Origin of the sequence: Stenotrophomonas rhizophila (assembly GCF_000661955.1) — a bacterium.
Classification (GTDB): Bacteria; Pseudomonadota; Gammaproteobacteria; order Xanthomonadales; family Xanthomonadaceae; genus Stenotrophomonas; species Stenotrophomonas rhizophila.
In genome coordinates this window covers 1,677,040-1,702,884 of sequence record NZ_CP007597.1, presented here as the reverse complement: position 1 = coordinate 1,702,884, position 25,845 = coordinate 1,677,040, and the positions used below count along the sequence as shown (strand labels likewise).

The window sequence follows — 25,845 nt, the reverse complement described above, 5'->3', positions numbered from 1 at the left end:
AAAAAAAGGGCCCGCGCAAGCGGGCCCTTTTCGTGTTTCATCCAGCTGACGTCGGTGTGCGCTTAGAGCGGCTTCACCTTGTCGGCCTGCAAGCCCTTCTGGCCGGTCACTACTTCGAACTCGACCGCTTGGCCTTCCTTGAGGCTCTTGAAGCCCTGGGACTCGATCGCGCGGAAATGCACGAACACGTCCTCGCCGCTTTCACGGCTGATGAAACCAAAACCCTTAGCGTCGTTGAACCACTTGACGGTGCCCTTCTCAGCCATCTCAGCTACTCCCTAACTGTCTGTCTTGTTGTTGGATACGCCCTGACAGGCGGCTGACAGCAAGGGGGAAGCGAGGTGCAACGATGCAGCGGATCAGAAGATCTACCATCATCAGGCCACGATCCACGGTGACCTTGCCAAGCTCAGCGAGTGCAACTTAACCCGAGCAAAACGAAAAATCAACTGTGAAAAGCTTTCACATGTCAACCCTATTTCCCAGACCATACCGGACAGCATGGACTATTCATTCATCTTCTACCTGGTAGCCGCCCTGCTGGTGCTGACCGGCATCGCAGGCATCATCCTGCCGGCCCTGCCCGGCATCCCGCTGGTATTCGCCGGCCTGCTGGTGGCCGCCTGGGCCGACGGCTTCGCCCATGTGGGCTGGGTGCCGCTGACCCTGCTCGGCATCCTGACCCTGCTCTCCTTCGCCGTGGACATCCTGGCCACCGTGGTCGGCGCGCAGCGGGTGGGGGCCAGCCGCAAGGCGCTGTGGGGCACCGTGCTGGGCAGCATCGCCGGCCTGTTCTTCATGCCGATCGGGCTGCTGGCCGGACCGCTGCTGGGCGCCCTGGCGGGCGAGTACTGGCATACCCGCGAACTGGGCCGCTCGACCAAGGTGGGCTTTGCCACCTGGCTGGGCATCCTGCTCGGGGTGGCACTGAAAATGGCGCTGGTGGTGGCGATGCTGGGCCTGTTCGCCTTTGCCTGGTTCTTCTGACGGCCGCGCTTTTCACGCCCCGCGCACGGGTCTGCCCGGCATAAACCCTGCTGCGGGACGACGGTCGGCGCTGGCAGGATCGGCGGGCAACGGCCACACTGTTCCGGAAACCCCATTCATCTTTGCCACCTGGCCTGCTTTCATGACCTCTTCGCGCCCACGCTCCGCCCTGTTCACCGCCCTGGCCCTGGCCTCTGCCAGCCTGCCGCTGGCCGCACAGGAAGCGGCCCCCACCCCGGCCTCGCCGGAGGCGTGTGCGCTGGTCGACACCGACGCCGCGCGGCTGACCTGCTACGACAAACTGTTCGGCCACACCCGCGGAGTGACCGAGGCCGCCGATGCCGCCGCCGTTGCCGCGCAGCAGGCCCGTCGCGACGAACGCCAGGCCGCGCGCACGGCCGAGGCCGATGCCCCGGCAACGCAGCGCGCCAAGCAGCGGCTGGGCGAGCTGTTCAAGAGCGATGGCCATGAAGATGCACTGGCCAACGCGGGCAAGGGCTCGCTGCTGGACAGCCGTTGGGAGCTGGCGCAGGACTCCAAGCTGGGCGCGTTCCAGCTGCGTGCCTACAAGCCGGTGTACCTGCTGCCGGCGTTCTGGACCAGCGACAAGAACCAGACCCCGCAGTCGCCCAACCCGGCCAACACGGTCACCACGCCGCAGCTGCTGGACAGCAACGAGCTGAAGTTCCAGCTGAGCTTCAAGACCAAGGTGGTGGAGAACCTGTTCGGCGACAACGGCGACATCTGGGCCGGTTATACCCAGAGCTCGCGCTGGCAGGCGTACAACGCCGAGAACTCGCGCCCGTTCCGCGAAACCAACTACGAACCCGAAATGATGCTGCTGTTCCGCAACGGCTATTCAATCGGCGGCTGGCGCGGGCGCATGAGCGGGATCAGCATCAACCACATGTCCAACGGCCGCCCCGACCCCTTGTCGCGCAGCTGGAACCGGGTGATCGCCACGATCGGCCTGGACCGCGAAAACTGGGCACTGGTGCTGCGCCCGTGGTACCGCCTGCCGGAAGACCGCAAGGACGACAACAACCCGGATATCGAGGATTACATGGGCCGCGGCGACGCCACCCTGACCTGGAACCGGAATGGCCACGAAGTCTCGCTGATGGCGCGCCATTCGCTGCGCGGCGGCGACCGTTCGCACGGGGCGGTGCAGCTCGACTACGGCTTCCCGATCAGCAACCTGCTGCGCGGCCACGTGCAGGTGTTCGACGGCTATGGCGAGAGCATGATCGACTACAACCACAAAGCCACCTACATCGGCTTGGGCGTGTCGCTGCTGGAGTGGTACTGATGGCGGTGACGATCTGGCACAACCCACGCTGCAGCAACTCGCGCGGGGCGTTGCGGATCCTGCATGAGCACGGCATCGAACCCACCGTCATCGCCTACCTGGACAGCCCGCCGGACGTGGCCACGCTGCAGTCGTTGGTCGCGGCGATGGGCACCGGCGCACGCGCCCTGCTGCGCACCAAGGAAGACGCGTATGCCGCGCTTGGCCTGGCCGATCCAACGCTGGACGACACGGCCCTGATCGCGGCGATGCACGGGCACCCGGCACTGATCAACCGGCCGATCGTGCGCACCCCGCGCGGCGTTCGGCTGTGCCGGCCGCCGGAAACGGTGCTGGAGATCCTGCCGGCCTGACGCCGGCCCGCGGTGGCTCAACCGCCGCAGCGGCTCACGCAGCGGTCGCGCTCTTCACCGCAGCGCAGCGCCGGGGAACGATTACGGCAGAAGTCGGCACTGGCCTGGCACGAGCGGCGCAGTTCCGGGTTGTCGATCTTGTCGCAGCGACCGTCGCGCTGGGTGGCCACCCCGGTGCCGCAGGTGTCGCTGCTGCCACTGCCCAGTGGGCTGGCCGAACAACTGTCGTACCGGCTCTGGCAGACCGCCATGCACTGGTTGGCGGCGGTCACCTCGCGCAGGCTGGGTGCCGAATAGGTATCACCGCCGCTGCTGCACGCGGTCATCAACAGGGCCAGCAGCCCGCCGAACAGCATCCTTTGCATGGTATTGCTCCTTGGTGGCATCACCAAGAAGCGTATCAATTCTTCGCGCCGGTTGCCGGCATCGCCGGGTCACCGCCAGTCGGTGATGCCTTCGCGGCGGTACACCTCGATGAAGGCCGGGCGCGCCTTGAGCCGATCGGCGTAGGCCTTGAGCACCGGCCAGGTGTCGCTTGGCACGGGCATGTTGCGCGACCAGCGCAGCAACATCACCAGCATCAGGTCGACCACGCTCAGCTGCGCGCCCAGCATGTACGGGCCACCGGCCTGCAGGTGGTCGGACAGCCGCTGCCACGCGGCCTGCAGCCTTTCGCGGGCCATCTCGCGGGTAGCACCGGCGCTGTCCGGCCCGGCCATTTCATGGGCGTAGAACCAGGCGCGGTACGCCGGTTGCACGGTGTTGGCGCACCAGAACATCCAGCGGTACGCTTCGCCGCGCTCGGCAGTGCCCGGCGCCGGCAACAGACCCGCCTGCGGATGCAGATCGGCCAGGTGCAGGGCAATCGCCGCCGCTTCGGTCAGCACCTGCCCATCCATCACCAGCGTGGGCACCACGCCTGCCGGATTCAGCGCCAGGTAGTCGTCGGACTTGTGCTGACGGGTCTCGAAATCGAGCAGGACCAGTTCGTGCTCAACACCCAGTTCGATCAGCAGCCAGTGCACCACCAGCGAGGCGGTGCTGGGGGAACCATACAAGGTGGTGGGCATGCGCGGCGCCTGTCAGGGGAAGCCTCCGATTATGCGCCGCCCGGCGGCCGGCGATGGATACAGATGCACGCCTGCGCATGGCGGCGCTGTGGCTGTTGCGCCGCGCCAGGCAGGCCTAGCATGCGCAGCACCTTTCCCCCGGAGTGCGGCGATGCCCGAGCTGTCCCACCTGCTGGCATTCGGCCTGATCTCGCTGGGCATGGTGCTCACCCCCGGGCCGAACATGATCTACCTGGTGTCGCGCTCGATCTGCCAGGGGCGCGCGGCCGGGCTGGTGTCGCTGGGCGGCATCGCGCTGGGGTTCCTGGTCTACCTGCTGTGCGCGGCGCTGGGCATCACCGCGTTGTTGATGGCCGTGCCGCACGCCTACGACGCCCTGCGCATCGCCGGGGCGCTGTACCTGCTGTACCTGGCGTGGCAGGCGCTGCGTCCGGGCGGGCCGTCGCCGTTCCAGCTGCGAGAACTGCCGCGCGACAGCCCGCGCCGGTTGTTTGCGATGGGTCTGTTTACCGCGCTGCTCAACCCGAAGATCGCGGTGATGTACCTGTCGCTGCTGCCGCAGTTCATCCAGCCCAGCGGCCACGGCAGCGTGATGGCGCAATCGGTGGTGCTGGGGCTGGTGCAGATTGCCACCAGCCTGGGCGTCAATGCGTTGATCGTGCTGGCCGCCGGCAGCATTGCGGCCTTCCTGGCGCGGCGGCCGCGCTGGCAGGCAATGCAGCGCGCGCTGATGGGCACGGTGCTGGGTGCGCTGGCGGTGCGGATGCTGGTGGACGTGCGCCGGTGAGGGGGCGCGCCGACCAACGGTCGGCGCCTACCGGGTTTGCCGCAACGAAAAACGGCGCCCTCGGGCGCCGTTTTTTCTGTCTGCGTGCCGACCAGGGCCGGCAGCCGCAGAGGTCAGGCCACCACCACCGGAATCTTGCCGATGCGGGCCTGCCATTCGCGCGGGCCGGTGATGTGCACCGATTCGCCGGTGGAATCCACCGCCACGGTCACCGGCATGTCCTGCACGGTGAACTCGTAGATCGCTTCCATGCCCAGGTCGGCGAAACCGACCACCTTGGCCGCCTTGATCGCCTTGGACACCAGGTAGGCCGAGCCGCCGACCGCCATCAGGTAGGCCGACTTGTTGTCGCGGATCGCTTCGATCGCCGCCGGGCCGCGCTCGGCCTTGCCGACCATGCCCAGCAGGCCGGTCTGTTCCAGCACCTGGCGGGTGAACTTGTCCATGCGGGTGGCGGTGGTCGGACCGGCCGGACCCACCACTTCGTCGCGCACCGGATCGACCGGGCCCACGTAGTAGATGAAACGGCCCTTGAGATCGACCGGCAGCGGCTCGCCCTTGTCCAGCATTTCCACGATGCGCTTGTGCGCAGCATCGCGGCCGGTGAGCAGCTTGCCGTTGAGCAGCAGGGTCTGGCCCGGCGTCCAGCTGGCCACGTCTTCGGGGGTGATCGTGTCGAGGTCGACACGGGTGCCCTTGGAGGCGTCGTAGGTGATCTGCGGCCAGTCTTCCAGCGACGGCGGATCCAGCATCACCGGGCCGCTGCCGTCCAGGGTGAAGTGCGCATGGCGGGTGGCCGCGCAGTTGGGGATCATCGCCACCGGCAGGTTGGCCGCGTGGGTCGGGAAGTCCTTGACCTTGATGTCCAGCACCGTGGTCAGGCCGCCCAGGCCCTGCGCACCGATACCCAGCGCATTGACCTTGTCGAACAGTTCCAGGCGCAGTTCTTCGGCGCGGTTGGAGGCGCCACGGGCCTTGAGCTCGTTGATGTCGATCGGCTCCATCAACGATTCCTTGGCCAGCAGCATCGCCTTCTCGGCGGTGCCGCCGATGCCGATGCCGAGCATGCCCGGCGGGCACCAGCCAGCGCCCATGGTCGGCACGGTCTTGAGCACCCAGTCCACGATCGAGTCGGACGGGTTGAGCATGGCGAACTTGCTCTTGGCTTCCGACCCACCGCCCTTGGCGGCGACGATCACCTCGACATGGTCACCCGGCACCACCTTGACGTTGACCACGCCGGGGGTGTTGTCCTTGGTGTTGGTGCGCTTGCCGGCCGGGTCGGCCAGCACCGAGGCGCGCAGCTTGTTGTCCGGGTGGTTGTAGGCGCGGCGCACGCCTTCATTGGCCATGTCTTCCACGCCCATGGTGGCATCGTCCCAGCGGACGTTCATGCCGATTTCCAGGAACACGGTGACGATGCCGGTGTCCTGGCAGATCGGGCGGTGGCCTTCGGCGCACATCCGTGAATTGATCAGGATCTGGGCCATCGCTTCCTTCGCGGCCGGCGATTCCTCGCGCTCGTAGGCGGCGGCGAGGCTCTTGATGTAATCGACCGGGTGGTAGTACGAAATGTACTGCAGCGCGTCGGCGATGGACTGGATGAGGTCTTCCTGCTTGATCGATGTCACGACTTGCTCGCTTGCTGGAGGCTGGCGGGGATTCAGCCCATCATTTTACCCCCCTGGCGCCGCCAAGGGGCATTGGCCGTGGTGCGACACCGGGCATCGCGCCGGCACGGCGTCTGCGGCACAGTGGCCCTACCCCTGTCACAACCACGCCCCTGGCGGCGTCCTCCCGGCATGACCCCGACCGATACCTTCCAGACCCACCGCCCCCGCCTGTTTGCCCTGGCCTACCGCCTGCTGGGCAGCCGCAGCGACGCCGAGGACGTGGTCCAGGACGCCTGGCTGCGCTGGCAAGGGGCCGACATCGCCAGCATCCGCGACCCGGAAGGCTGGCTGGTGACCGCCACCACGCGCCTGGGCCTGGACCGCCTGCGGGCGCGGCGCAACGCCCGCATCGACTACGTGGGGCCGTGGCTGCCCGAGCCGCTGGAGATCGCCCTGGACCCGGATCCGCTGCACGACCCGGCCCAGCGCCATGCGCGGGCCGACGAGGTGTCGATGGCCTTCCTGGCCCTGCTGGAGCAGCTGGGGCCGGACGAGCGCGCCGCCTTTCTGCTCAAGGACGTGTTCGACTACGACTACCCCGACATCGCCCCCCTGCTCGACCACAGCCCGGCCAACTGCCGCCAGCTGGTCCACCGCGCCCGCCAACGCCTGCAGGCGGGCAAACCGCGCTTCGCCGTCAGCGCCGGGCAGCACCGCGACCTGCTGACCCGCTTCATGGATGCCTCCCAGCGCGGCGACCAGGCCGCGATCCTGTCGTTGCTGCATGCCAATGCGGAGATGGTGTCCGACGGCGGCGGCCGGGTCACCGCAGCCATTCGCCCGTTGCTCGGCGCCGAACGTATCGCCCAGCTGTACTGGGCGATCGCGCGGCGCAACGGGGCGCACCCGGCCCGGATCGGCTACGTCAACGGCGAGCCGGCCATCCTGCGTTTCCAGGGCGACCAGCTGCACTCGGTCACCCTGGTCAGCATCGACGGCGACCGCATCGCGCGGGTGCTGAGCGTGCTCAATCCAGAAAAACTCACCGCACTTGTCACAGCGCGCGACGCGGGCGCGTCCTCCTGATGAAGACGGCCAACCGGGCCGTCATGGAGTCCACCATGTCCGCTTCTCCCCGCGTTCCCTATTTCCGCCTGGCCAACGAGGCCATCAAGGGCCTGCTGGCCACCAGCAAGGCCGTGCATGAGAGTTCGATCGACCCCACGTTGATGGAGCTGGTGTTCCTGCGCGTGTCGCAGATCAATGGCTGCGGCTACTGCATGGACATGCACGGCACGGCCCTGCGCAAGGGCGGCATCGAACCGCGCAAGCTGGACACGTTGCCGGCCTGGCACGAAAGCCGTTTCTTCGACGCCCGCGAACGCGCCGCGCTGGGCTGGGCCGAAGCACTGACCCGGCTGCCCGACGGCGCGCCCTCCGACGCGGCGTTCGAGGCACTGGCGCCGCACTTCGATGAAAAGGGCATCAGCGACCTGAGCGTCGGCGTGGCCGTGATCAACGCCTGGAACCGCCTGGGCGCGGGGCTGCTGCCGCCGCTGCCGTAACCCGGTAGTGCCGGCCGCTGGCCGGCTCCACGGACATCCATCCCGCCCGGTAGCGCCGGCCGCTGGCCGGCTCCACGGACATCCAACCCCCGCGCGGAGCCGGCCAGCGGCCGGCACTACCGTGCGATTGACGTGCTGCGGTGTGCCGACCAACGGTCGGCACCTACCGTGTGATTGCCGTGCCGACCAACGGTCGGCACCTACCGGTTGGGATGGGTGCGCGCTTTGGTGGCGTGGCGTGCAACGCATTCATCCCTCCGCCACGGCGCGGGCGCGCACAATAGCGGCCATGCCTGCTTCCCCCGCTGCCGGTGCGCCCGGCCAGAAGAATCCCAGCCTGCGCGAACGCTTCCAGGCGATGCGCAACCTGCCCCCGTTCCTGCGCCAGGTGTGGCAGACCAGCCCCGGCCTGGCCAGCGCCAGCCTGGGCCTGCGCCTGATCCGTGCGTTGCTGCCGGTGGCAATGTTGTACGTGGGCAAATTGATCATCGACGCGGCGCTGCACCTGAGCCAGCACGAGGCCGGGTTCCCGCCGTTCGGCGAGGCGCTGTCCAGCGGCCTGCTCAATCCACTGCTGGGCCTGCTGGCGTTGGAGTTCGGCCTGGCGATCGTGTCCGACCTGCTGGGCCGCGCGGTGAACTACGCCGACAGCCTGCTCTCGGAACTGTTCACCAACGTCACCAGCGTGCGGCTGATGGAGCACGCCGCCGAGCTGGACCTGGAGGACTTCGAAGACCCAGACCTGCAGGACAAGCTGGACCGCGCGCGGCGCCAGACCATGGGCCGGATGAACCTGATGAGCCAACTGTTCGGCCAGGTGCAGGACACCATCACCGTGGCCAGCCTGGCGGTGGGCCTGCTGGTGTACGCGCCGTGGCTGATCCTGCTGCTGGCGGTCGCGCTGGTGCCGGCTTTCATCGGCGAATCGCACTTCAATGCGGCCGGCTACTCGCTTAATTTCCAGTGGACGCCCGAGCGCCGCCAGCTGGACTACCTGCGCCAGATCGGGGCCAGCGTGGAAACCGCCAAGGAGGTGAAGATCTTCAACCTCCACCGGTTCCTGATCGAGCGCTACAAGTACCTGGCCGACAAGTTCTTCCACGCCAACCGCGCACTGGCGCGCAAGCGTGCGTTCTGGGGCACGCTGCTGGCCGCGCTGGGCACGCTGGGCTACTACACCGCCTATGCCTACATCGCGTGGCGCACCGTGCGCGGCGACTTCTCCATCGGCGACCTCACCTTCCTGGCCGGCAGCTTCCTGCGCCTGCGCCAGTTGCTGGAAGGCCTGCTGATCGGGTTCTCGCAGGTGGCCGGCCAGGCGCTGTACCTGGACGACCTGTTCTCGTTCTTCCAGATCCAGCCGGAAATCCATTCGCGCACCGATGCGGTGGCGATCCCGCAGCCGATCACCCAGGGCTTCGTGTTCGAGAACGTGGGCTTCCGCTACCCCGACGCTGAGTCGTGGGCGGTGCGCCACCTGGACTTCGAACTGCGTGCCGGCGAAGTGCTGGCCCTGGTGGGCGAGAACGGGGCCGGCAAGACCACGTTGGTGAAGCTGCTCGCGCGCCTGTACGACCCCGACGAGGGCCGCATCCTGCTCGACGGCCGTGACCTGCGCGACTACGACCTGGACGACCTGCGCGCCAACATGGGCGTGATCTTCCAGGACTTCGTGCGCTACAACCTGAGCGCGGGCGAGAACATCGGCGTGGGCCTGGTGGAAGCGATGACCGACGATGCACGGATCCGCGACGCGGCCCGCCGCGGCATGGCCGACGAGGTCATCATCGCCCTGCCCAACGGCTACGACCAGTTGATCGGCCGCCGCTTCAAACAGGGTGTGGACCTGTCCGGCGGCCAGTGGCAGAAGATCGCCATCGCGCGGGCCTACATGCGCGACGCCCAGGTGATGATCCTCGACGAACCCACCGCCGCACTGGATGCGCGCAGCGAGTTCGAGGTGTTCCAGCGTTTCAAGGAACTGTCCGACAACCGCACTGCGGTGCTGATCTCGCACCGCTTCTCCTCGGTGCGCATGGCCGACCGCATCCTGGTGCTGGCCGGCGGCCGGATCGAGGCCAGCGGCACCCACGCCGAACTGATGACCCAGGGCGGCCGCTATGCAGAATTGTTCGAACTGCAGGCGGCGGGATACCGCTGACAGCCCCGTTCCACAGGCCTTCCCGGCCAGTCAATGAGAATTTATCTCATTTGAGATAAACTGGCCGGGACAAAACAGATCAGACCCCACCCCCATGTCTTCCGCTTTCGGCGCCGAAACGGTGCTTGAGGTCCGTCACTGGACCGACGCCTACTTCAGCTTCACCACGACCCGCGACAGCGGTTTCCGCTTCGAGAACGGCCAGTTCGTGATGATCGGCCTGGAAACCGAGACGCGGCCGCTGCTGCGTGCCTACTCGATCGCCAGCGCCAACTGGGAAGAGAACCTGGAGTTCTTCAGCATCAAGGTGCAGGACGGCCCGCTGACCTCACGCCTGCAGCACATCCAGCCCGGCGACAAGGTACTGGTTGGCAAGAAGCCCACCGGCACCCTGCTGATCAGCGACCTGCACCCGGGCAAGCACCTGTACCTGCTGGGCACCGGCACCGGCCTGGCGCCGTGGCTGTCGGTGATCAAGGACCCGGAAACCTACGAACGCTTCGACAAGGTGATCCTCACCCACGGCGTGCGTTACGAAAAGGACCTGGCCTACCGCGACCTGTTCGAGAAGGAACTGCGCGAGCACGAATTCCTCGGCGAGATGATCGGCGACAAGCTGCTGTATTACCCGGCCGTCACCCGCGAGGCGTTCCCCAACCAGGGCCGCCTGACCTCGCTGATGGAAAGCGGCGAGATGCAGAAGACCCTCGGCCTGCCGCCGCTGGACCCGGCAAACGACCGCGCCATGATCTGCGGCAGCCCGCAGATGCTGGCCGACCTGCGCACCGTCCTGGACAGCCGTGGCTTCCAGACCTCCCCGCGCATCGGCACCCCGGGCCACTACGTCTTCGAGCGCGCGTTCGTCGAGAAGTAGTCGCGGCGCCGGCCTCCGCCCGGCTCACCAACCTGCGCCACCCCGTAGAGCCGGGCTCTGCCCGGCTGATCGACCGACATGCACGCCAGCCGGGCAAAGCCCGGCTCTACGGGGCTGATCGACCAACCTGCGCCACCTCGTAGCGCCGGGCTCTGCCCGGCTGATCGACCGACCTGCTCGCCAGCCGGGCAGAGCCCGGCTCTACGGGGCTGATTCGCCAACCTGCGCGCCAGCCGGGCAGAGCCCGGCGCTACGGGGCTGATTCGCCAACCTGCGCGCCAGCCGGGCAGAGCCCGGCGCTACGGGGCTGATTCGCCGACCGCGGCCCTGCCGGGTAGAGCCGACCGTTGGTCGGCTACCGCGCCAACGATCGCACGCACGTTGGGCTATATTCCGCGTCAGCCCGGCAACGGTCGGGCCGGACCTGGAGCCGTGCCGATGATCAGGAAGATCCGCCCCGCCCTCGCCTGCCTGCTGCTCGGCATGAGCCTGGCCGCCAGCGCCGCGGCACCCGCAACGCCCTCACCGAACGCCGGCGATACCCCGCCGCAGATCCTCGGCAAAGACCGCCAGGGCAACGTGGTCGACCTGGCCAGCCAGCGCGGCAAGGTCGTCATCGTCACGTTCTGGGCGTCGTGGTGCGGCCCATGCCGCAAAGAACTGCCGATCCTGGGCCAGCTGCAGAAGGTCATCGGACATGACGCGCTGCAGGTGTACGCGGTGAACCTGAAGGAACCCCGCGCCGATTTCGCCGCCATCGCCCGCAGCCGCAACGCCCCGCCGCTGGACTACATCCATGACGCGAAGGGCGTGGTCAGCGACCAGTACGGCATCCAGGCCATCCCGCACATGTTCATCATCGGCCACGACGGCAGCATCGCCCGCGTGCATCGCGGCTACTCCGAGCAGAGCCTGCCGAAAATCGTCGACGACATCCTCGCCCTGCTGCCCGAAGACGTGCGCAACCGGAAAGCAGGCGGCTGATTCCACCGCCGCGGTGTAGAGCCACGCCATGCGTGGCTGGAACGTGGGGCGAACCGGTAATGCGAGGAGCCGGCCAGCGGCCGGCGCTACCGGGATCACGGAGCCGGGCAGAGCCCGGCGCTACGCCGGTGCCGCCTCGCTCCGGTGTTACGCCAGCGCCGCTTCGATATCGTCGCGCAGCGACTCGGGCTTGTCGGTCGGCGCATAGCGCTGCAGCACCTGCCCGTCACGACCGACCAGAAACTTGCTGAAGTTCCACTTGATCCCGCGCGTCCCCAACACCCCGGATTTCTCCGCCTTCAGCCACTGCCACAGCGGGTGCGCACCCTCGCCGTTGACCTCGACCTTGTCCGACAACGGGAAATCCACCGCGTAGGTCAGCGAACAGAAACTGCGGATCTCCTCGGCGTTGCCCGGCTCCTGGTGCCCGAACTGGTCGCACGGGAACCCGATCACCACCAGCCCGCGCGCCGCGTACTCCCGCCAGAGCGCCTCCAAGCCTTCGTACTGCGGGGTGAACCCGCACTTGCTGGCCACGTTCACCAACAGCAGCACCTTGCCCCGGTACTGCTCCAGCGCCTGCGGCTGCCCGGTGAGGTCCACGAACGAGAAATCAAAGGCGGTGGTCATGACCGAGCTCCTGCGCAAAAAAGCATCTTAGCGCCGTGGTGGGGATGAACGGGGCGACGGGCTGTGGGGTGGCGCTGACGCGGTGGGGTTCATGGGGAGCCGGCCAGCGGCCGGCACTACCGTCTGATTTGCCACTCAGCGATGCGCCGGCCAAGTGTCCAGCGCGGGGCAGACCCACCGCCGCGCCTTGCGCCCCGCGCTTTCAACATGCCTTTCGACACAAGCCCCACCCCGCCCCCCCGGGTTACCCTCGGGCACTTGTCTGACCGGAGAATTCCCCTTGACCACCCGTCTTGCCCTTGCCGTCGCCGTGACCCTCGGCCTGGCCCTGCCTGCCTATTCCGCCGTCGCCGCTGCCCCCGCCGCCGCGAACGCCCAGCAGGCCAACCCGTTCTTCGCCGACAGCCCGCTGCCGCTGCATTACCCGCAGTTCGACAAGATCAAGGACAGCGACTTCGCCCCCGCCTTCGACGCCGGCATGGCCCAGCAGCTCAAGGAAGTGGAGGCCATCGCCAACAACAAGGCCAAGCCTACCTTCGACAACACCCTCATCGCCCTGGAAAAGAGCGGTGACACCCTGGATCGCGCCACGACCGTCTTCTTCAGCCTGGTCGGCGCCGACACCAACGACACCCGCAAGAAGCTCCAGGCCGACTACTCGGCCAAGTTTGCCGCCCACAGCGACGCCATCGCCCTCAACGGCAAGCTGTTCGCCCGCATCCAGACCCTGTACGACACCCGCGCCCAGCTCGGCCTCGACGCCGAAGGCGTGCGCCTGGTCGAAAAGTATTACGAAAGCTACGTCCGCGCCGGCGCCAAGCTCAACGATGCCGACAAGACCAAGCTCAAGGCCATGAACGCCGAACTGGCCAACCTCGGCACCACCTTCAGCCAGAACGTGCAGAACGAAGTGAACGCCTCGGCGGTCGTCGTCGACGACGTCAAGCAGCTCGATGGCCTGTCGCCCGAACAGATCGCCGCCGCCGCCGAAGCCGCCAAGGCCCGCAAGCTGGACGGCAAGTACGTCATCGCCCTGCTCAACACCACCGGCCAGCCGCCGCTGACCAACCTGCGCAACCGCGACCTGCGCCAGAAGATCTACGAAGCGTCCATCACCCGCGGCAGCCGCGGCGGCCAGTACGACAACACCGCCCTGGTCTCGCGCATCATGCAGCTGCGCGCCGACAAGGCCAAGCTGATGGGCTTTGCCAACTTCGCCGCCTACAACCTCACCAACCAGACCGCCAAGACCCCCGAAGCGGTCAACGCCATGCTCGGCCAGCTCGCCCCGGCCGCCGTGGCCAACGCCAAGCGCGAAGCGGCCGACCTGCAGGCCATGATCGACCAGGAACAGAAGGCCGCCGGCAAGCCCACCTTCAAGCTGGAAGCCTGGGATTGGGCGTTCTACAGCGAAAAGGTCCGCCAGGCCAAGTACAACTTCGACGAATCCCAGCTCAAGCCGTACTTCGAGCTGAAGAACGTGCTGGAAAACGGCGTGTTCTTCGCCGCCAACCAGGAATACGGCCTGACCTTCAAGCAGCGTACCGACCTGCCGGTCTACCACGACGACGTCACCGTCTATGACGTGTTCGATGCCGACGGCAGCCAGCTGGCGATCTTCATCTTCGACCCGTACGCACGCGCCTCCAAGCGCGGTGGCGCCTGGATGAACTCGTACGTGTCCCAGTCCGCGCTGACCGGCTTCAAGCCGGTGGTGGCCAACCACCTCAACATCCCCAAGCCGCCGGCCGGCCAGCAGACCCTGCTGACCTGGGATGAAGTGACCACCACCTTCCACGAGTTCGGCCACGCCCTGCACGGCATGTTCTCCAACGTGAAGTACCCCTACTTCTCCGGTACCGCCGTGCCGCGCGACTTCGTCGAGTTCCCCTCGCAGGTCAACGAAATGTGGTCGGACAACCCGGCCATCCTGAAGAACTACGCCAAGCACTACCAGAACGGCTCGGCCATGCCGCAGGCGCTGCTGGACAAGGTGATTGCCGCGGCCAAGTTCAACCAGGGCTTTGCCACCACCGAATACCTGGGCGCGGCCATGCTTGACCAGCGCTGGCACCAGATCGGCCCGGACCAAGTGCCGGCCGCCAAGGACGTGATGGCCTTCGAGCGCGCCGCGCTGGAGAAGGACGGCATCTACTACGCGCCGGTTCCGCCGCGCTACAAGACCCCGTACTTCAGCCACATCATGGGCGGCTACTCGGCCGGCTACTACGCCTACATCTGGTCCGAAGTGCTCGACGCCAACACCCAGAAGTGGTTCCGCGAGAACGGCGGCCTGAGCCGCAAGAATGGCGACCACTTCCGCAAGGCACTGCTGTCCAAGGGCGGCAGCGTGGACGCGATGCAGCTGTTCCAGGACTTCGCCGGGCACGCCCCGCAGATCGAGCCGCTGCTCGAAAAGCGTGGCCTGACCTCGGGTGACAGCAAGAAGTAAGCGTCCGCTCCATCGACGTGCACCAAGAAGAACGCCCGGTCATGCCGGGCGTTCTTTTTTGGTTTTTCTGCCCATGGCGATACGGACGTGGCGGTAGGTACCAACCGTGGGTTGGTACGGCCCTCAATGCGCCTGCGGGTCGAACCAGGCTTCCCAGGTAAACGGTGCGGCGGCCATCGTGCGCGCCTGTTCGAACGCCGCCCTCGCCTGCGCCATGCGCCCGGTATTGAGCAACGCCACGCCGAGGTTGAAGGCCGCATGCCGATCGTCGCTGCCCAACGCCAATGCCCGCTGCAACACCTCACGCGCGTGCGCGTACTGCGCGCGGTCACAGGCGACGGCGCCGAGCGCGGTCAGCAGCAGCGCATCCTCACCGTGGGCGGACAACGCCGCCTCCAGCGTGGCCGCGGCCGTTGCAAGTGCAGTGTCCGCATCGCGCGTGCCGGCGAACGCGGCCTCCACCTCGCTGCGGGCGCTCAGCAACGCGTGGACCACGGTGGGAGAAACGGCGTCATCCATGTGGCGCAATGCTAACGGGAAACACACCCGCCCGGCGATGCCCGGGCGGGAGCAACGCGGCCGCCAGCGCTATGCCGGCGGCCGCAACCGCGCTCAGTTCGAGGCGGTGGTATAGGCGTAACCGAGCGGCGACCCTGCCTGGTCAACCTTCGCCTTCACCTTGAAGTGGAACGCCGGCAGGTTGGAGCCGCTCATCCGGCAGTTCTCGGTTTCGGTCACCTTGCAGGTGTACGCCTGCTCGGTCGGCTCGAAGCCCATGCCGATGTACATCTCCAGGTCCGGGTTGGTACGCAGCATGGTGGTGGTGTAACGGTTCGCCTTCGGCTTGATTACACCGGAAATGGTCTCACCTTTCATCAGCGTCACATTCATGCCCGCCGTGCGCGAGCCGCCCGGGGCGGTCTGCAGGTTCCAGGACAGGCACACCATGTCGGACGGGTCGGTGCAGGCCACTTCTTCCACGTCGTAGGCCTTGCGCGCGGCCGACGCCTGGCTGGCCAGGGTGCAGGCGAGCAGCACCGCGATGGCGCTGGCGAAATGGGTTTTCTTGTTGCTCGTCATCTGTTGATCAACTTCACATTGGGGGATGGATGCCATCGCGAACCACCACCGAACGGGCATGACGCGCAACGACGGCGCCCAGTGGGCCATGCGGTGGCGACGAGAATCTGCGAATCGAATCACGTATTTCCCGGTCCCACCGCGTAGGGTGTCGGCAAGACGTTGAACGCCCCGACCGCGTCATATCGTGATTCTTTTGGCCTATCGCAACTGAACGAATACAGTCCGACATTGACGCATCGTTGGGCCATACGCGACATCCATGGCGATCCCGTCAGTGCAGGAGCCGTCTACGTCAGCGCGGCGCCACATACCCACCCGGCACCCCATGCGGCGACAGCACCAGCTGCCACAGCTGCGCATGCCGGCAGCGGAAGCTGGCCATCGAGGCGGCCAGGTAGAAACGCCACATGCGCTTGAAGCGTTCGTCATAGCGCAGCGGGTCCAGCTGCGGCCACGCGGTCTCCACGTTCAACCGCCAGGCCTGCAGCGTGCGGTCGTAGTCGGTGCCGAAGTTGTGCCAGTCCTCCAGCACGAACAGCCCTTCGAACGCGGCGGTGACCTGGGCGGCCGAGGGCAGCATCGAATTGGGGAAGATGTAGCGCGCAATCCACGGATCGGTGCGGTGGCGCGACAGGTTGCCGCCGATGGTGTGCAGCAGGAACAACCCGTGCGGATGCAGGCAGCGCCGCGCCATCTCGACATACCCGCGGTAGTTCTTGTCGCCCACGTGCTCGAACATGCCCACCGAGAAGATCGCGTCGAAGGTCTCCTCGACGTCGTGGTAGTCCTGCAGGCGGATCTCGATCGGCAGCCCGGCGCACAGCTGGTGCGCGTACTCGGCCTGCTCCTGCGAAATGGTGATGCCCACGCCGGACACGCCGTAGCGTTCGGCGGCGAACTTCAACGCTTCGCCCCAACCGCAGCCGATATCCAGAACGTGCTGGCCCGGGCGCAATCCGAGTTTGCGGCAGATCAGGTCGAGCTTGGCTTCCTGCGCCCCGTCCAGGTCCTGCGCGTCGCGCCAGTAGCCGCAGCTGTAGACCAGGCGCTCGCCGAGCATGGCCTCGTACAGGTCATTGCCGAGGTCATAGTGGCGCTTGCCGACTTCGAAGCTGCCACTGCCCGCCTGCAGGTTGAACAGGCGCGCCTTGAGTCCATCGGCCACTTCGCGCCAGCTGTGCACGCGCTCGTCCAGGTGGGCCTGCATCAGGTGATACAGGAAGCCGTCCAGCGAGGCGGCGTCCCACTGGCCGTCCATGTAACTCTCGCCCAGGCCGAGCGAGCCCTGGGCCATGACCCGCGTATAGAACTGCGGGTCATGCAAGTGGATGTCGTGCGGCTGGTCACCGCCAACGGTAACCCCCGCCTCGTGCAGCAACAGCGTCACTCGTCGTTGCAGTCCCGCGTCCACATTGCCTCCGTCGGTCAGCCTCGGGCAAACAACCCCGCGTAGGCGGTGCCGACGTGCGGCGCCAGCACGCTGGCCGGAACATCCACGGTCTGCGTGCCATCCGAGTACGGCCCCACCTGGTACGGCGGGAACACAAAGCGTACCGCGCTGATCTTGCCATCGGTACCGGTGAGCGGCTGGAACTGACTGAAGTTCTCCGCGCTCGGCTCGGTGCCGTCGGCGATCATCCGGCTGGCGCTGCGCAGCGATTCCTGCAGCTGGCCCGGGTCGATGTCTTCGCTGCTCAGGCGGGTGGCCACGCGCTCGCGCAGCTGGTCGCCGATGTAATCACTGACCGCCTTCCAGCCCTTGGCGTCGGCCACCAGCTTGTCGGCGGTGAGCATCTGCTGCTGCTCGGGCAACCACACAAAGCGCGCCACCAGCGGCTCGCCATGGGCACCGCCGGTGTAGCGGCTGCCATCGGCGCTGACCACCACAAGCTGCGGGGTTTCCAGCACTTTCTCGAAGCTCAGCGACAGCTCGTAGGGCATCGTCGGTTTGTCATTGCCGAGGCCATCCACGGCCTGCTGCAGCTCGCCGCGCGCCGCGCCGGCATAGTCGGACAGTGCCTTGGCCAGGCCCGGGTACCGCGCGATGTCGGTCGGGTAGCTGATACCCACCACGGCCTGCGGCGTGTTTTCGATCACGTCGCGCAGTTCCACCGGGGCCGCTGCGTCGGCCGGCGTCTCGATGTTGGCCGGCTGCGCCGCCGCGCTGCCATCGGCCGGTGGTGCGGCGGTATCGGCGGCGTCGCGCTTGCAGCCGGCCACCAGCACCAGGCCCACGGCCAGGGCCAACGCGCTGGCGCGCAGCGCGCGACGGTTTACTACGATGTTCATTGCAATCCCCTTGTTGAAACCCAGCATGATGATCGGTCGTCCCTGAGACACCCCCTGCTGCCGTCAGCCGGCCAGCAGGTCGTCGTATTCCTCATGGCGTTGCATGAAGGCTTCGGCGTAGGCACACGCCGGCACCACCTTGTATTTGTGTTCGCGCGCATAGCGGAGCGCCACCTTGGTCAACTCCCCTGCGATGCCACGCCCCTCGATAGGTTCGGGCACCTCGGTGTGGGTGATGACCATGCGCTTCTGTCGTTTCAGCGACTTGATCTGGTAATCCAGCAGTGCCAGATGCCCTTGAACCCGGGCCTGGAACCGGTGGTTGGCCAGATCGTGCTCCACCTCGTATGCCAATCCGGGCGGGGTGACCGAAGCCATGGGCGGTGTCTCCTGCGGCAACTGACGCGATAGTGCGCAGCGTAGCGCCATGATCGCGTGAAGTCTGAACAGGGGCAAGCAACGACGTAACGCGTCACATACCGCCCTAAAGGTCCGGCCATTCAAGCCGATATCGGTAACGGACAGGGCGTGAAAGCTGGCACGAGTTTTGCGACACCTGCCTACCCGATCGTGCTCCACAAGGAGGTCCACATGGACAACGCACCTACCTCCCCCGCCCCTGGCGATGCCGACAGCTCGCTGCTGGAAGGTCTGTTCCAGCTGGCCGTGAATGGCCAGACCCAGAGCTGGGAATTCGACCAGATCGACAACGAGGTCTATGCCCGCCTGCTCAGCGCCTATGGTGCGGAAGGCAAGAAGGCCGCGTAAGCGGCCTGGGTCACGACCAACGGTCGTGACCTACCGCGAAACGTACCCCGAATGCGTCACGACCAATGGTCGTGACATGACCCGGTGGCGGCATGCTGCCCCGGTACACGCGTCTCGATCAACGGCCGTGACCTGCCGTGGGCTGCCGGTGACCCCGGTCCCGGCAGGTACCGACCGCTGGTCGGTACCCCCGGCGCAGGCTCAGCCCAGCGGGCGGAAGCTGGGGTTGCTCAGCTCGCGCAGGAAATGCTCGAAGATCGCCGGGCGCATGGCCAGCAGGAAAATCACGCCGAACGCGGCACCGGCCAGGTGCGCGCTGTGGTTGATGCGGTCGCCGCCGCGCTTGTCCATCCAGATGCTGTAGCCCACGTAGAACACCGCGTAGATGATCGCCGGGGCCGGGATGAAGAACACGTAGATCACGCTCCACGGGCTGAGCAGGATGAAGGCGAACAGCACCGCCGACACCGCGCCCGACGCGCCCAGGCTGAGGTAGTTCGGGTTCTTCTGGTTCTTCAGGTAGCTGGGCAGGATCGACACCACCAGCGCCCCCAGGTAGAACGCCGGGTAGGTCAGGTAGCTGCCGGTCAGGGTGACCATCAACGACTCGATCTGGCCGCCGAAGAAGAACAGCGTGATCATGTTGAACGCCAGGTGCGCCAGGTCCGCATGGATGAACCCGTAGGTCACCAGGCGGTCGTACTGGCGATGGCGGTCCACCGCCGGCGGCCACAGGATCAGGCGGTCGCCGAGTTTTCGGTTCTTGAAAGCCATCCACGACACGATGACGGTGATGGCGATCAACAGCAGATTGACGGGGGTCATGTCAGGGCTCAGGCCGTGCGGTAGTTGTCGACCATACGATAGCGCCTGGCATACCAACCGAAGGCCAACGCCGCCACGAACGCGAAGCCGGCGAAGAAGAACATCAGGAACGCCGCCTGGCTCAGTCCGGTACTCGCGATCTGGTGGGTGACCGTGTCATTGCGCACCGCGGCGTTGGACAGCAGCACCCACAGGTTGCCGATGGTGGTGGTGAGGTTCCAGAAGCTCATCACCACGCCCTTCATCGCCTGCGGGGCCTGGCTGTAGGCAAACTCCAGGCCGGTGGCCGAGACCAGCACTTCGCCGAAGGTCAGCAGGGCGTAGGGCAGAATCTGCCAGAAGATGGACATGGCGTTGCCACCGTCCATCATCACCTGGATACCACCGATCGCTACCCAGGCAAGGCCACTGAAGGCGATACCAGCGGTCATCCGGCGCAGCGCGGTCGGCTCGAAGCCGAACCGGCGCAGGGTCGGGTACAGCACCAGATTGTTGAACGGGATGAGCAGCATCACCAGCGCAGGGTTCAACGCCTGCATCTGCGAGGCTGTGAACCAGCTCGGCATGACCATGTCCTTGCCCTGCAGGACCCAGGTCGAGGCCTTCTGGTCGAACAGCGAGAAGAACGGCGTGGTCAGCGCGAAGATCACCAGCACGCGCAGCACCGAGCGCACGCCCTCCACGGCCTCGGCCGGGTGCACCGCGCGGGCGCGGTCCAGCTGGAGCCAGGTACCGCCACCGATACCGGCCAGCAGCAGGACCAGCGCGATGCACAGGCAGATCACGATGCCCAGGCTGCCCACCAGACCCATCGAAGCCACGGCCAGCACCGCACCGAGAATGGCCAGGGTACGACCCGGACGGCCCTTGCCCGGCACCTGCGCGGTCAGCGCGGTACGCACCACGTTGCCGAACGAATGCGGATCCTTCGGCGGCAGGGGCACCAGCACATACCGCTTGCGGCCCATCCAGAACACGAGGGTGGCCACGAACATCAGGATGCCCGGGATGCCGAACGCCCAGGACGGACCGAGGTTCTTCAGCGCCAACGGGATCAGCAGCGAGGCGAACAGCGAGCCGAAGTTGATGATCCAGTAGAACGCTTCGAACACCACCTTGGCCAGATGCTTGTTGCTCTGGTCGAACTGGTCGCCCATGAACGACGCCACCAGCGGCTTGATGCCGCCGGCACCCAGCGCGATCAGGCCCAGACCGACGAAGAAGCCCTGGCGACTGTCCTCAAAGAAGGCCAGGCAGGCGTGACCGGCACAGTAGATCAGGCTGAACCACAGGATGGTGTGGTACTTGCCGAAGAACTTGTCGGCCAGCCAGCCACCGAGCAGCGGGAAGAAGTACACGCCGATCATGAAGCTGTGCATGATGTCCTTGGCCTCGGCCTCTCTCGCCGGGTCGAGCACTTCCTGCAGCAGCAGCGAAGTGATCAGGAACTGCACCAGGATGTTGCGCATCCCGTAGAAACTGAACCGTTCGCAGGCCTCGTTGCCAATGATGTACGGAATCTGGCGCGGCATTCTTCCCTTGCCTGCGCTGGCGGCTGCGATCGTGCTCATCCTATGGGGCTGTCCTGCGAATACGAAAGGGCGCGAGCTTACCGGAACCCCTACGCCCACGCACGCTGCGCTCCTACATGACAGCGCGCCACGGACATGGCAGGCAAACGCGTCAAATCGCGGCGGAAGTCACGAAGCGTCGACGGACAAAGCGTAAACTTATCGTTATGCGCATGATCTCCACTGCTGTCACGGGACGTTGGCCGGGCTGGTTGCTGCTCATGCTCTGGGCCGCCTCGGCGGCGCAGGTGCAGGCGCGCCAGGCCGACCCCGGTCCGCGCCTGCTCAAGGTGGCCACGCTGGAGCTGCCCACCTTGGACGAAGGGCAATGGGAGCAACGCCGCGACCAGGTGCTGCAGATGCTCGAGACACTGCAGCCGGACGTCATCGCGGTCCAGCGCGTCATGCAGGCGCAGGGCCGCAACCCGGCCTGCTGGCTGGCCACCCGGCTGCGCTACAGCTGCGATTTCGTCACCGCCGACCCGCCCAGCCAGGCGCTTCGCCATGGCAGCGCCATGCTGACCCGGCTGCCGGTCAGCGAAGACGGCGTCACCCTGCTGCACCCGCCGGGGCAGTTCAGCGCGGCCGGGATGTTGCGGGTGAAGCTGCAGGAAGAGCTGATCAACATCTATGTGGCACGGCTGCGCCCGGACCCGGACGAACCGGAGGTACGCCGCCACCAGAGCAGCGACCTGATGACCTGGATCGGCGCCACGGCCGAAGGGCTGCCCTCGCTGATCGCGGGCGACTTCTCGGCCGACACCGCCGAACTGGTGCGCAGCGCCCCCGGCTTCCAGCCCGCGCGGCGCAACCCCGGCGAGCGGGTCGATCCACCCTCGGTGGCCGGCAGCGCGCGCGGCCATGGGCTGGACGTGCTGTTCCAGGTCAAGCATTTCGAGGGCATCGGGCAACAGGCCCTGAAGCTGCCCGCCGCCGACGGCACGGTGCCCGACAAGGGCGCGCTGCGGCTGGGGGTGATGGCTACGTTGCGGCTGCAGTCGCCGGTACCCGCCAGCGCGCCCTGATCCACCTGGCGTGGCGCCCCAAACGAAAACGGCCAGGCATTGCTGCCTGGCCGTTTTATCATGCTAGCGACGGTATCGCTCAGGCGATCGCGGCCTGGTAACGACGCTCGACTTCGTTCCAGTCGACCACGTTGAAGAACGCGCCGATGTATTCCGGGCGACGGTTCTGGTACTTCAGGTAGTAGGCGTGTTCCCAGACGTCCAGCGCCAGGATCGGCGTGTTGCCGTCCATCAGCGGGCTGTCCTGGTTGGCGCTGCTTTCCACCACCACCTTCTTGTCGGGGGTGACGCTCAGCCATGCCCAGCCGCTGCCGAAGCGGGTCAGTGCGGCCTTGGTGAAGGCTTCCTTGAACTTCTCGAAGCCACCCAGCTGCGACTCGATGGCCTTGCCCACGTCGCCCACCGGTGCGCCGCCGCCGTTGGGCGACATCACGGTCCAGAACAGGCTGTGGTTGGCGTGGCCGCCACCGTTGTTGCGCACCGGACCCTGCAGGTTCTCCGGCAGCGACTTGGTCTTCTTCACCAGTTCTTCGATCGGCAGGTCGGCGAACTCGGTGCCTTCCAGCGCGGCGTTGACGTTGTTGATGTAGGTCTGGTGGTGCTTGGTGTGATGGATTTCCATCGTGGCCGCGTCGATATTCGGCTCAAGTGCGTCGTAGGCGTAGGACAGCTTGGGGAGGGTATAGGCCATGTGGTTCTCCTGGTAGCTCACTCACCCGGCGAAGACCGGGCGTTGCGCTGACGATGATGGGGATGGCCGACAAGCTTACCAAGGCCCATGTAAAGGAAACTTGGTCCTGTGCATGCCGCTTCTACACACGGTGTTACGCACCGGTGACGGCAACGCGCGGCGCGGCGGCGCTGTTCGGCTGCGCCTCATCGCCGGATACGCGCTTGGCGGTACAGTAGCGGCTGTCTTCCCTGGCCCGCCCTGCCCCATGCGCAAGCCCCTTCTGTTGCTGCTCGCCATTGTGCTGCTGATCGGCGGCCTGGCCGCGGTCAAGCTGATGCAGCGTCCGCCGCCGCCGCAGTTCGCCCCTTCGTTGTCGCAACCGATCGAGGCCGCACCGGCGGCTGCAGCAGCGGCGCGCACGCCCGCACACGACCCGCTGCCCCCGTTCCTGCCGGCCGAGGCGCGCGCCACCATCGCGCTGATCCAGCGCGGCGGCCCGTTCCCGCACCGCCAGGACGGCAGCGTGTTCGGCAACCGCGAGCAGCGCCTGCCGCCGCGTCCACGCGGCTACTACCACGAGTACACCGTCGACACCCCCGGTGCCGGCAATCGCGGTGCGCGTCGCATCGTCACCGGCGGCACCCCGCCCACCGGCTGGTTCTACACCGACGACCACTACGAAACATTCCGCAGTTTTGATGTACCACCGGCCGGGAGCTGGCAATGAACCACGACGCATTCGAATTGGGCCTGCACGACATCAACAACGCCGGCGTGTACGCCATCGGCAACGGCGACGTGGGCCCGCTGTCGGCGGCGATGCGCGATGCCGGCCTGCGCGTGGTCCAGATCGACCTGGACGGCTGCCAGGACAAGCGCACGCTGCTGATGCGGCTGGCCGCGCGCCTGGATTTCCCGACCGGCTTCGGCGGCAACTGGGATGCACTGACCGACAACCTGCGCGATCTGGCCTGGCTGCCGGCCAACGGCTATGCGCTGCTCTTCAATGATGCCGATGCACTGCGCGCGCAGGCTGGCGCCGACTTCGACACGCTGCTGGAGGTGCTCGACGAAGCCAGCCGCTTCTGGAGCGAAAGCAACGTGCCGTTCTGGGCCTTCGTGGCGCTGCAGGATGCAGACGTGGAACTGGACGCGGACCCCGCGCCGTAACCCGCACCCGGGTAGAGCCACGCCATTGAACTGACCCCACAAAGTTGGACAGTGGGATCTAGGTACCGAAGGCTTGGATCCGGAATTGAACCGGGCTCTGGCCATTCAGTTTGAGCTTGATGCGCTGGTGATTGTAGTACCGGATGTAGTGGTCCAGTCCGCGTTTGAGCTGGTCAATGCTGGTGAAGCGCTTGAGATGGAAGAATTCCGATTTCAGGGTGCCAAAGAAGCTCTCCATGGCGGCATTGTCCAGGCAATTGCCCTTGCGCGACATGCTCTGCGTGACGGCCTGTTTTTTCAGCAGGTGCTGGTATGTCCGGTGCTGGTACTGCCAACCCTGATCTGAGTGAAGAAGTGGCTTTTCACCGGACTTCAGTCGCAAGAAGGCCTTGCCGAGCATGGCTGTGACCATATCCAGCAATGGGCGTGTGTTTGTCTGGTAGGCCACGATTTCGCCGTTGTACAAGTCCATGATCGGCGACAGATAGAGCTTTTTCCCGCCCACCCTGAACTCCGTGACGTCGGTAACCCACTTTTGATTAGGACGTGAAGCATGAAATTCGCGTTGAAGGGTGTTCGGGGCAACCGCGCCCACCGCGCCGCGGTATGAGGTGTACTTTTTCACCCGCACCACCGATTTGAGGCCCATCAACCCCATCAGACGTTGGACGACCTTGCGATTGATCAGCTCGCCGGCCTGGCGCAGTTCATCGGCAATGCGTCGGTAGCCATATAGGCCTTCATGGCGACGGTAGATTGCCTTGATGCGGCGCTTCAACCCGGCCTGATGGTCAGGCCGGGAGATGGCCTGAGTCTGGTAATAGAACGTGCTGCGAGATAGCGCTGCCGCTTTGAGCAAAAGCGACAGTCGGTGATGCTGCCTCAATCCTTGGACGGCTTGCGCTGTAATGCGCGCTTGGCCGCCTGCTCTTCCTGGATCAAGGCATCGAGTTTTTTAGGAAGGCATTTTCCGCGCGCAGATACTCCACCTCCTTGAGCAGCTGATCGTGCGTGAGATCCTTGGCAGGCTGGGAGGTCGCGGGCTTTTTTCTCATTCGGAATCGATCACGAGTGGGCGTCAGTGCGCCGATACCACCCGAATCATACTGCCGCTGCCAACGGGGGATGACGCCGGGTCCAGCAATCCCGAAGATTGCCATGGCCTGACGTACCGAAAGGCCATCACGGCTCATCCGCGCCAGAACCGACACCTTGAACTGGTCGGTGTAGCGCCCAGCATCGATCAGGAAGCTGTCCTGTCCATGGTGGCGGTAAGCAGCGATCCACCGATGGACCATTGATGGATCCAGCCCATGCCGCGCGGCTACAGCCCTCACCGGGAGGGTGCCTGCGGCACCCTCCCGGGCGACCTTGAGTTTGAAACACCTGTCGTACTTCGTCATGAACACCCCGGCTATTGAATGGGTGTCCAACTTCCGGGGGTCAGTTCACATGCGTGGCTGTGACCCACCATCGCCCCATCCGGTAGAGCCACGCCATGCGTGGCTGCCAGACGCGGCCGCCCCATCCGGTAGAGCCACGCCATGCGTGGCTGTGATGCGCCGTGACGCCTGACCCGGGCGGCAGCCACCCATGGGGTGGCTCTACCCGCCGATGAGAGGGGCAGCCACCCATGGGGTGGCTCTACCCGCCGCT

General features: G+C 66.2%; 28 protein-coding genes. 14 read left to right on the top strand and 14 right to left on the bottom strand.

Annotated features, from left to right (window positions below; translation table 11 throughout):
- Nucleotides 1–62: 62 nt before the first annotated feature.
- Nucleotides 63–266, bottom strand: coding sequence for a cold-shock protein (locus tag DX03_RS07245; protein ID WP_019185917.1), 204 nt, complete (start codon nt 264–266; stop codon nt 63–65).
- A gap of 235 nt (nt 267–501) precedes the next feature.
- Between DX03_RS07245 and DX03_RS07240 the strand changes: the two genes are divergently transcribed.
- The 3 genes from DX03_RS07240 (at nt 502) to arsC (ending at nt 2,649) form a co-directional block, all read left to right on the top strand.
- Nucleotides 502–987 carry a DUF456 domain-containing protein gene (locus tag DX03_RS07240; RefSeq protein WP_038687553.1) on the top strand — a complete coding sequence of 162 codons (486 nt, stop codon included), beginning with the start codon at nt 502–504 and terminating at the stop codon, nt 985–987.
- A 142-nt stretch (nt 988–1,129) separates the two neighbouring features.
- Complete coding sequence (locus tag DX03_RS07235; RefSeq protein ID WP_051598776.1) at nt 1,130–2,296, top strand: phospholipase A; 1,167 nt, start codon at nt 1,130–1,132, stop codon at nt 2,294–2,296.
- Nucleotides 2,296–2,649 carry an arsenate reductase (glutaredoxin) gene (gene arsC / locus DX03_RS07230; protein ID WP_038687550.1) on the top strand — a complete coding sequence of 118 codons (354 nt, stop codon included), beginning with the start codon at nt 2,296–2,298 and terminating at the stop codon, nt 2,647–2,649. Before DX03_RS07235 ends, arsC begins: the two co-directional genes overlap by 1 nt.
- 17 nt (nt 2,650–2,666) lie before the next feature.
- Here the strand turns inward: arsC and DX03_RS07225 are convergent, their stop codons facing one another.
- Together DX03_RS07225 and DX03_RS07220 are read right to left on the bottom strand one after the other, a co-directional pair.
- A complete protein-coding gene (locus DX03_RS07225) occupies nt 2,667–3,014 on the bottom strand; it encodes a hypothetical protein (protein ID WP_185753479.1) in 348 nt (115 codons plus the stop codon).
- A 69-nt stretch (nt 3,015–3,083) separates the two neighbouring features.
- Nucleotides 3,084–3,719 carry a glutathione S-transferase family protein gene (locus DX03_RS07220; protein ID WP_038687548.1) on the bottom strand — a complete coding sequence of 212 codons (636 nt, stop codon included), beginning with the start codon at nt 3,717–3,719 and terminating at the stop codon, nt 3,084–3,086.
- A gap of 151 nt (nt 3,720–3,870) precedes the next feature.
- Here DX03_RS07220 and DX03_RS07215 point away from each other — a divergent pair, with 151 nt between their 5' ends.
- Nucleotides 3,871–4,506: a LysE family translocator gene (locus DX03_RS07215; protein ID WP_038687546.1), complete on the top strand. Its 636-nt coding sequence runs from the start codon at nt 3,871–3,873 to the stop codon at nt 4,504–4,506.
- 113 nt (nt 4,507–4,619) lie between these two features.
- On the opposite strand, the gene DX03_RS07210 is transcribed toward DX03_RS07215, so the two are convergent.
- A complete protein-coding gene (locus tag DX03_RS07210) occupies nt 4,620–6,137 on the bottom strand; it encodes a fumarate hydratase (protein WP_038687545.1) in 1,518 nt (505 codons plus the stop codon).
- Between the two features lie 171 nt (nt 6,138–6,308).
- On the opposite strand from DX03_RS07210, the gene DX03_RS07205 reads away from it, so the two are divergent.
- From DX03_RS07205 to DX03_RS07185, 5 genes are all read left to right on the top strand, one after another.
- Nucleotides 6,309–7,205: an RNA polymerase sigma-70 factor gene (locus DX03_RS07205; protein ID WP_038687543.1), complete on the top strand. Its 897-nt coding sequence runs from the start codon at nt 6,309–6,311 to the stop codon at nt 7,203–7,205.
- Between the two features lie 35 nt (nt 7,206–7,240).
- The gene (locus tag DX03_RS07200; RefSeq protein ID WP_038692031.1) at nt 7,241–7,684 is read left to right on the top strand and encodes a carboxymuconolactone decarboxylase family protein; all 444 of its coding nucleotides are present in this window, start codon (nt 7,241–7,243) and stop codon (nt 7,682–7,684) included.
- Nucleotides 7,685–7,973: 289 nt separating this feature from the next.
- Entirely contained in the window at nt 7,974–9,845 is a 1,872-nt protein-coding gene (locus tag DX03_RS07195) for an ABC transporter ATP-binding protein (protein ID WP_038687541.1), read from the top strand.
- A 94-nt stretch (nt 9,846–9,939) separates the two neighbouring features.
- Entirely contained in the window at nt 9,940–10,719 is a 780-nt protein-coding gene (locus DX03_RS07190) for a ferredoxin--NADP reductase (protein WP_038687539.1), read from the top strand.
- A gap of 438 nt (nt 10,720–11,157) precedes the next feature.
- Nucleotides 11,158–11,703: a TlpA disulfide reductase family protein gene (locus DX03_RS07185; RefSeq protein WP_051598774.1), complete on the top strand. Its 546-nt coding sequence runs from the start codon at nt 11,158–11,160 to the stop codon at nt 11,701–11,703.
- Nucleotides 11,704–11,850: 147 nt separating this feature from the next.
- Here the strand turns inward: DX03_RS07185 and DX03_RS07180 are convergent, their stop codons facing one another.
- On the bottom strand, nt 11,851–12,333 hold the full coding sequence (locus DX03_RS07180; RefSeq protein WP_038687537.1) for a glutathione peroxidase: 483 nt from the start codon (nt 12,331–12,333) through the stop codon (nt 11,851–11,853).
- 280 nt (nt 12,334–12,613) lie between these two features.
- Between DX03_RS07180 and DX03_RS07175 the strand changes: the two genes are divergently transcribed.
- A complete protein-coding gene (locus DX03_RS07175) occupies nt 12,614–14,785 on the top strand; it encodes a M3 family metallopeptidase (RefSeq protein WP_038687534.1) in 2,172 nt (723 codons plus the stop codon).
- A gap of 123 nt (nt 14,786–14,908) precedes the next feature.
- Here DX03_RS07175 and DX03_RS07170 read toward each other — a convergent pair whose 3' ends face one another.
- The 5 genes from DX03_RS07170 to DX03_RS07150 all read right to left on the bottom strand — a co-directional run bounded on the left by DX03_RS07170 (nt 14,909) and on the right by DX03_RS07150 (nt 18,535).
- The gene (locus DX03_RS07170) at nt 14,909–15,304 is read right to left on the bottom strand and encodes a hypothetical protein (RefSeq protein ID WP_038687532.1); all 396 of its coding nucleotides are present in this window, start codon (nt 15,302–15,304) and stop codon (nt 14,909–14,911) included.
- A 93-nt stretch (nt 15,305–15,397) separates the two neighbouring features.
- Complete coding sequence (locus DX03_RS07165) at nt 15,398–15,865, bottom strand: hypothetical protein (protein WP_038687531.1); 468 nt, start codon at nt 15,863–15,865, stop codon at nt 15,398–15,400.
- 295 nt (nt 15,866–16,160) lie between these two features.
- Nucleotides 16,161–17,279 carry a cyclopropane fatty acyl phospholipid synthase gene (cfa, locus tag DX03_RS07160; RefSeq protein WP_038687529.1) on the bottom strand — a complete coding sequence of 373 codons (1,119 nt, stop codon included), beginning with the start codon at nt 17,277–17,279 and terminating at the stop codon, nt 16,161–16,163.
- 14 nt (nt 17,280–17,293) lie between these two features.
- The gene (locus tag DX03_RS07155) at nt 17,294–18,184 is read right to left on the bottom strand and encodes a DUF3298 and DUF4163 domain-containing protein (RefSeq protein WP_038687528.1); all 891 of its coding nucleotides are present in this window, start codon (nt 18,182–18,184) and stop codon (nt 17,294–17,296) included.
- Between the two features lie 36 nt (nt 18,185–18,220).
- Nucleotides 18,221–18,535 carry a GNAT family N-acetyltransferase gene (locus tag DX03_RS07150; protein ID WP_038687526.1) on the bottom strand — a complete coding sequence of 105 codons (315 nt, stop codon included), beginning with the start codon at nt 18,533–18,535 and terminating at the stop codon, nt 18,221–18,223.
- 213 nt (nt 18,536–18,748) lie between these two features.
- Between DX03_RS07150 and DX03_RS21125 the strand changes: the two genes are divergently transcribed.
- Nucleotides 18,749–18,925, top strand: a complete 177-nt coding sequence (locus DX03_RS21125) for a hypothetical protein (RefSeq protein WP_181394068.1) — start codon at nt 18,749–18,751, stop codon at nt 18,923–18,925.
- A gap of 201 nt (nt 18,926–19,126) precedes the next feature.
- On the opposite strand, the gene DX03_RS07145 is transcribed toward DX03_RS21125, so the two are convergent.
- Both DX03_RS07145 and DX03_RS07140 read right to left on the bottom strand, forming a co-directional pair.
- Nucleotides 19,127–19,750 carry a rhomboid family intramembrane serine protease gene (locus tag DX03_RS07145; protein ID WP_038687525.1) on the bottom strand — a complete coding sequence of 208 codons (624 nt, stop codon included), beginning with the start codon at nt 19,748–19,750 and terminating at the stop codon, nt 19,127–19,129.
- 8 nt (nt 19,751–19,758) lie between these two features.
- Nucleotides 19,759–21,321, bottom strand: coding sequence for a POT-type proton-dependent oligopeptide transporter (locus DX03_RS07140; RefSeq protein ID WP_038687523.1), 1,563 nt, complete (start codon nt 21,319–21,321; stop codon nt 19,759–19,761).
- A gap of 173 nt (nt 21,322–21,494) precedes the next feature.
- Here DX03_RS07140 and DX03_RS07135 point away from each other — a divergent pair, with 173 nt between their 5' ends.
- Entirely contained in the window at nt 21,495–22,346 is an 852-nt protein-coding gene (locus DX03_RS07135) for an endonuclease/exonuclease/phosphatase family protein (protein WP_425598305.1), read from the top strand.
- Nucleotides 22,347–22,425: 79 nt separating this feature from the next.
- On the opposite strand, the gene DX03_RS07130 is transcribed toward DX03_RS07135, so the two are convergent.
- Nucleotides 22,426–23,037, bottom strand: a complete 612-nt coding sequence (locus DX03_RS07130; RefSeq protein ID WP_038692027.1) for a superoxide dismutase — start codon at nt 23,035–23,037, stop codon at nt 22,426–22,428.
- Between the two features lie 247 nt (nt 23,038–23,284).
- Here DX03_RS07130 and DX03_RS07125 point away from each other — a divergent pair, with 247 nt between their 5' ends.
- Together DX03_RS07125 and DX03_RS07120 are read left to right on the top strand one after the other, a co-directional pair.
- Nucleotides 23,285–23,746, top strand: a complete 462-nt coding sequence (locus DX03_RS07125) for a guanyl-specific ribonuclease (RefSeq protein WP_038687518.1) — start codon at nt 23,285–23,287, stop codon at nt 23,744–23,746.
- Nucleotides 23,743–24,189 carry a barstar family protein gene (locus DX03_RS07120; protein ID WP_038687516.1) on the top strand — a complete coding sequence of 149 codons (447 nt, stop codon included), beginning with the start codon at nt 23,743–23,745 and terminating at the stop codon, nt 24,187–24,189. The genes DX03_RS07125 and DX03_RS07120 overlap by 4 nt, the downstream gene beginning before the upstream one ends.
- 58 nt (nt 24,190–24,247) lie before the next feature.
- On the opposite strand, the gene DX03_RS20645 is transcribed toward DX03_RS07120, so the two are convergent.
- A protein-coding gene (locus DX03_RS20645; protein WP_102100618.1) for an IS3 family transposase occupies nt 24,248–25,592 on the bottom strand; the annotation gives its coding sequence in 2 pieces (ribosomal slippage) (nt 24,248–25,145 and nt 25,144–25,592; 1,347 coding nt in all).
- Between the last annotated feature and the right edge of the window lie 253 nt (nt 25,593–25,845).

What these genes read in the sequence shown, in the direction of transcription:
- DX03_RS07215 (WP_038687546.1), top strand. Translation starts at nt 3,871, where the DNA reads ATGCCCGAGCTGTCCCACCTGCTGGCATTCGGCCTGATCTCGCTGGGC.
- DX03_RS07180 (WP_038687537.1), bottom strand. Translation starts at nt 12,333, where the DNA reads ATGACCACCGCCTTTGATTTCTCGTTCGTGGACCTCACCGGGCAGCCG.
- DX03_RS07130 (WP_038692027.1), bottom strand. Translation starts at nt 23,037, where the DNA reads ATGGCCTATACCCTCCCCAAGCTGTCCTACGCCTACGACGCACTTGAG.
- DX03_RS07140 (WP_038687523.1), bottom strand. Translation starts at nt 21,321, where the DNA reads ATGAGCACGATCGCAGCCGCCAGCGCAGGCAAGGGAAGAATGCCGCGC.
- DX03_RS07190 (WP_038687539.1), top strand. Translation starts at nt 9,940, where the DNA reads ATGTCTTCCGCTTTCGGCGCCGAAACGGTGCTTGAGGTCCGTCACTGG.
- DX03_RS07185 (WP_051598774.1), top strand. Translation starts at nt 11,158, where the DNA reads ATGATCAGGAAGATCCGCCCCGCCCTCGCCTGCCTGCTGCTCGGCATG.
- DX03_RS07135 (WP_425598305.1), top strand. Translation starts at nt 21,495, where the DNA reads ATGATCTCCACTGCTGTCACGGGACGTTGGCCGGGCTGGTTGCTGCTC.
- DX03_RS07155 (WP_038687528.1), bottom strand. Translation starts at nt 18,184, where the DNA reads ATGCTGGGTTTCAACAAGGGGATTGCAATGAACATCGTAGTAAACCGT.
- DX03_RS07165 (WP_038687531.1), bottom strand. Translation starts at nt 15,865, where the DNA reads ATGACGAGCAACAAGAAAACCCATTTCGCCAGCGCCATCGCGGTGCTG.
- DX03_RS21125 (WP_181394068.1), top strand. Translation starts at nt 18,749, where the DNA reads ATGGACAACGCACCTACCTCCCCCGCCCCTGGCGATGCCGACAGCTCG.
- DX03_RS07200 (WP_038692031.1), top strand. Translation starts at nt 7,241, where the DNA reads ATGTCCGCTTCTCCCCGCGTTCCCTATTTCCGCCTGGCCAACGAGGCC.
- DX03_RS07245 (WP_019185917.1), bottom strand. Translation starts at nt 266, where the DNA reads ATGGCTGAGAAGGGCACCGTCAAGTGGTTCAACGACGCTAAGGGTTTT.
- DX03_RS07235 (WP_051598776.1), top strand. Translation starts at nt 1,130, where the DNA reads ATGACCTCTTCGCGCCCACGCTCCGCCCTGTTCACCGCCCTGGCCCTG.
- DX03_RS07170 (WP_038687532.1), bottom strand. Translation starts at nt 15,304, where the DNA reads ATGGATGACGCCGTTTCTCCCACCGTGGTCCACGCGTTGCTGAGCGCC.
- DX03_RS07220 (WP_038687548.1), bottom strand. Translation starts at nt 3,719, where the DNA reads ATGCCCACCACCTTGTATGGTTCCCCCAGCACCGCCTCGCTGGTGGTG.
- arsC (WP_038687550.1), top strand. Translation starts at nt 2,296, where the DNA reads ATGGCGGTGACGATCTGGCACAACCCACGCTGCAGCAACTCGCGCGGG.
- DX03_RS07145 (WP_038687525.1), bottom strand. Translation starts at nt 19,750, where the DNA reads ATGACCCCCGTCAATCTGCTGTTGATCGCCATCACCGTCATCGTGTCG.
- DX03_RS07205 (WP_038687543.1), top strand. Translation starts at nt 6,309, where the DNA reads ATGACCCCGACCGATACCTTCCAGACCCACCGCCCCCGCCTGTTTGCC.
- DX03_RS07120 (WP_038687516.1), top strand. Translation starts at nt 23,743, where the DNA reads ATGAACCACGACGCATTCGAATTGGGCCTGCACGACATCAACAACGCC.
- DX03_RS07125 (WP_038687518.1), top strand. Translation starts at nt 23,285, where the DNA reads ATGCGCAAGCCCCTTCTGTTGCTGCTCGCCATTGTGCTGCTGATCGGC.
- DX03_RS07225 (WP_185753479.1), bottom strand. Translation starts at nt 3,014, where the DNA reads ATGCAAAGGATGCTGTTCGGCGGGCTGCTGGCCCTGTTGATGACCGCG.
- DX03_RS07195 (WP_038687541.1), top strand. Translation starts at nt 7,974, where the DNA reads ATGCCTGCTTCCCCCGCTGCCGGTGCGCCCGGCCAGAAGAATCCCAGC.
- DX03_RS07240 (WP_038687553.1), top strand. Translation starts at nt 502, where the DNA reads ATGGACTATTCATTCATCTTCTACCTGGTAGCCGCCCTGCTGGTGCTG.
- DX03_RS07150 (WP_038687526.1), bottom strand. Translation starts at nt 18,535, where the DNA reads ATGGCTTCGGTCACCCCGCCCGGATTGGCATACGAGGTGGAGCACGAT.